Raw genomic sequence first — 442 nt, forward strand, 5'->3', positions numbered from 1 at the left:
GCCATGACGGGTGCGCTGGCGGCGGGGCGTCGCAAAATGGATCTGTTCGGTGTCATCATTATCGCGTCCGTGACCGCCATTGGTGGCGGTTCGGTGCGCGACATCCTGCTGGGTCACTATCCGCTGGGCTGGGTGAAACATCCCGAATACATCATGATTGTTGCAGCGGCGGCGGTAGTGACCACTTTCCTGGCACCCCTGATGACGCATCTGCGCAAAGTGTTTCTGGTGCTCGATGCGTTAGGACTGGTGGTCTTTTCTATTATCGRCGCGCAGGTTGCGCTCGATTCAGGACACGCCATGATTATTGCCGCGATAAGTGCGGTCATTACCGGCGTCTTTGGCGGCGTACTGCGTGACATGTTCTGTAATCGCATTCCGCTGGTGTTTCAGAAGGAACTCTACGCCGGTATCGCTTTCGCCTCTGGCTGGATGTATATCC

At 56.7% G+C, this 442-nt stretch carries 1 protein-coding gene; it reads left to right on the forward strand.

Going from position 1 to position 442, the window contains the following annotated elements:
- A partial coding sequence (locus AB4Z53_RS35495) for a trimeric intracellular cation channel family protein (protein WP_441600124.1) occupies positions 1–442 on the forward strand: 442 nt, incomplete at both ends.

Source organism: Ensifer sp. 2TAB8, from assembly GCF_052115125.1.
In the GTDB taxonomy this organism is placed as follows: Bacteria; Pseudomonadota; Alphaproteobacteria; order Rhizobiales; family Rhizobiaceae; genus Ensifer.